The organism is Microcoleus sp. S28C3, assembly GCF_036700785.1.
GTDB lineage: Bacteria > Cyanobacteriota > Cyanobacteriia > Cyanobacteriales > Microcoleaceae > Microcoleus > Microcoleus asticus.
Window position 1 is genome coordinate 1 of record NZ_JAUBPO010000240.1, and the last position, 3,110, is coordinate 3,110.

Below are 3,110 nucleotides of genomic sequence, written 5' to 3' on the forward strand. Positions count from 1 at the left end.
TATGTATGACTGTACTTTAAGCCTTGGATAGCTTTCCTCGCCACTCACCCCAAAAAACTGTCCGGACTGTTGTTTTGGATTCGCGATCGCTTTGAGTAAGGTTTGTGCGACCATTGGCGAGTGGAAGTCACAAATTGTTCTCCTGCTATGTTTTCCATCCTTGCAACCTCTCCAAAACGCTTGGCTGTTAGTTGAAGTGTGGATGGAAATCTTGTACTCTTGCAGCATCGATTCAAGCCAATCTAAGTCTTGTTTTCTGTCGTTTGAGAGCGAATCGTTGGGCTGGTACTTGTTCCAAGCGCGGGCAAAAGCATTTAGCGACTTTTGAAAATCTGCCAAAAAACAGTCTAACAGGGTTTGATACTTTGACGATGGTGAAAGTCGGCTGCGGTTTGAAAGAGTGTGAGTTTGTGGCATAACTGTCAACATAAGCAAAACTTGGTTTTAGTTGGCTTTTTTCGATTTCATCTCCTGTCTCCAACCTATCAACTGCCAAGCTTGAGCGAGTTCTACCTAAAAGCTGATTTCTCATTCACTGTCGCAAAGCTAATTTCTCATTCACTGCCACTGTGGGTTAGAATTGTTATTAGCGCGACTTTTATTTTTACATAAATAATTGTGCCGTCCCGCGCGCGATCGCCTGCATCAGACCGATCGCCAAAAAATAATGTCCTCTCGATTAACAGGGCATCCGTCACAAAAACTTAAACTTTGCCTCTGAACAGCCAGCGCAGAAATAATATCAAGCCCTGCACGCAGCGCGATCGCGCGTTAAGCTAGAAACAAACCCAAATAACAATCGCAGGACTGGACGCAACTGGCATACTAAAATCAAGTTGTAGGGTGCGTCAGGTAAATCGATCGAACGATTATTGAGGGTTTAGATATCTGACGCACCTTACTAATTGTGACAATTGCGCCTAGTCCTGAATAAGTTTTTAGGAGTCCGGTTGTACAATGACTTGCACCAAGAATGCTTCTTAGTCTTACAAAACAAACGCAGAAGACATCCGAAGACCGAAGTATGAAGGCAGAAGCTAGAAGCCGGATATTTAACTGATCATAAGTGTCTTCTCACTTCTGCCTGTGAAGGGGCACAACCATCACCTTCAATGGCTAAAATTATTGTCTAGACTCCGGTTGTAGCGATTAGGTGGATGCGCTATCGCCCTTACTTTTTCTAATCTGCTAAGAGAGATTCTAGCTCTGTTAGGATTTTTTGGAGGCGCTTCTGCTTCTTTGGATCGCTCCAAGCTTTGGACTTGTTCGCTTTTGTTAAAGCTCCCTTTATTTGGGTTTTCAGATTCTCTTCCGGTTCTTGTCCCGAAGTACCTGCCTTTAAATCCGCGATGCGTTCTTTAATCTGAGTTAAAGATAGACCTTCAGCGATCGCGGCTTCTAGAAGCGACTTTCTTGCCTGCTCGTCTTTAACTTTGGCGATCGCTCGCGCCTTGGTGTACTCGATCTGACCCCGGCGCAGGGCTTCTTGGATGTCTGTCGGCAGCTTCAGCAGTCCCAGTCTGTTGCTGACGAAAGACTCCCACGACATCCGCCCCAATTCGCTAAAAACCTTGATGACTATCTGCGTTTCATGATGAATGATAACGTTATCATTCATCCTCTGTACGTCATTTTGCATCCGGTAGAGCAGCCGCACCACCTCTTCTAGATCGTATTCAAGATGATGGGAGAGCAGTTGCAAGATACCCTCCGTTTCTTCGACTGGGTTGAGGTCTTCCCGCTGGAGGTTCTCAACTAATGCGACGCGCAGAGCTTGCTGTTGGGTCAAGTCCCGAACGATCGCAGGGACTTCTGTCAATCCCACTTCTCTAGCAGCTCTATACCGCCTTTCGCCAGCTACTAGCTCGTATTTATCCTCTCCCAAAGGACGAACTAATAAAGGTTGGAGAATTCCATCAGTTTTTACTGACTCAACCAAAGCCTGCATTGCTTGGGAGTCGAAGTATCGGCGAGGTTGAGAGGATGGAAGCTTTATAGACTCAATCGAGAGCAGTTTTTCTGCCGTTGGTTCTGCTACTTCATCATCTCCAAACAAAACGCTCAAATTTGCCTTACCTTTATAGGGCTGGTCATTCTTACTTGACATTGAGTTTCTCCATCTTGGCTGCTAGCTGGTCTAATATTTTGACAACGGGATTTTTAGGTTCGTAAACAGCAAGCGGGACTTGTTTCTCGGAAGCATCCGCAAAAGCAGTTATGCGCGGGATGGGAGTGTAAACGGGGCCGAAGGTCGTAAACTGTTCGCTCATAGCCTTGAGAGTCCGCTTGTCCTGAGAGTTGGCAGCAGCATAGCGGGAGGGAACAAAACCAGCTATCTGCAAAGAGCGGTTTCCTTTCTTTCTGATTCTCGCTACTGTTTGCAACAGGAGGTTGGTGCCCTCAAAGGCTTTATAGTGAGTCTCAACGGGAACTAAGACGTGAGTAGCGGCTACCAGGCTGATGTAGCTGAGCAACCCTAAACTGGGAGGGCAATCTATGAGGATGAAGTCGTAGTTGTTTTGAATTGGGGCGATCGCATCCTTGAGGCGAACTTCCCGAAAATCCATGTTAACCAGTTGAATTTCAGCCGCGCTAAGGTTGATGTTGGTAGGAGCCAAATCCATACCGTGAATGCCCGTGTGGATGGACATAGGTTCCTCATTGACAATGGCATCAAACACAGTTTTATCCAAATTCTGAGAGTCAACCCCCATGAAGAGCGTTAGAGAACCTTGAGGATCGATATCGATAAGAAGAACCTTGCGGCCTCGCTTAGAGAGGTGGTAGCCGAGATTGAGCGCGATCGTGGTTTTCCCCACACCACCGGCTTGGTTGAACAGCGAGATTATCTTTGTCATGACTTGCCCTCCGGTAACGTGCCACCATAGTTCCCATCTTGCGTGCAAAAGGAGGCGGCGGTTAAAACTGTAAGCATATTTGCACTCTTGTTGAAGTGTGGGAATGTCTGCGCTTTAGGCATGAACCGTCACTATCCCCAGACCGTTTTGTAGAAAAACTATAGTTATACTCTCATATAGAACCCATTTGAGATCTTTTTAGGGGGTAACTGGAGCAGCAAGTCGTTTGAGCATCAATCTGATAAAACAAAG

Annotated in this window: 3 protein-coding genes; all 3 read right to left on the reverse strand. The window is 46.3% G+C overall.

What is annotated here, in order from left to right; translation table 11 throughout:
* The coding region (locus QUA13_RS32035) for a hypothetical protein (RefSeq protein ID WP_333205070.1) at nt 1-429 on the reverse strand (429 nt) is incomplete at its 3' end.
* Nucleotides 430-1,180: 751 nt separating this feature from the next.
* On the reverse strand, nt 1,181-2,107 hold the full coding sequence (locus tag QUA13_RS32040; RefSeq protein WP_333205072.1) for a ParB/RepB/Spo0J family partition protein: 927 nt from the start codon (nt 2,105-2,107) through the stop codon (nt 1,181-1,183).
* On the reverse strand, nt 2,097-2,858 hold the full coding sequence (locus QUA13_RS32045) for a ParA family protein (protein WP_333150476.1): 762 nt from the start codon (nt 2,856-2,858) through the stop codon (nt 2,097-2,099). Before QUA13_RS32045 ends, QUA13_RS32040 begins: the two co-directional genes overlap by 11 nt.
* Nucleotides 2,859-3,110 lie beyond the last annotated feature (252 nt).

What these genes read in the sequence shown, in the direction of transcription:
- QUA13_RS32040 (WP_333205072.1), bottom strand. Translation starts at nt 2,107, where the DNA reads ATGTCAAGTAAGAATGACCAGCCCTATAAAGGTAAGGCAAATTTGAGC.
- QUA13_RS32045 (WP_333150476.1), bottom strand. Translation starts at nt 2,858, where the DNA reads ATGACAAAGATAATCTCGCTGTTCAACCAAGCCGGTGGTGTGGGGAAA.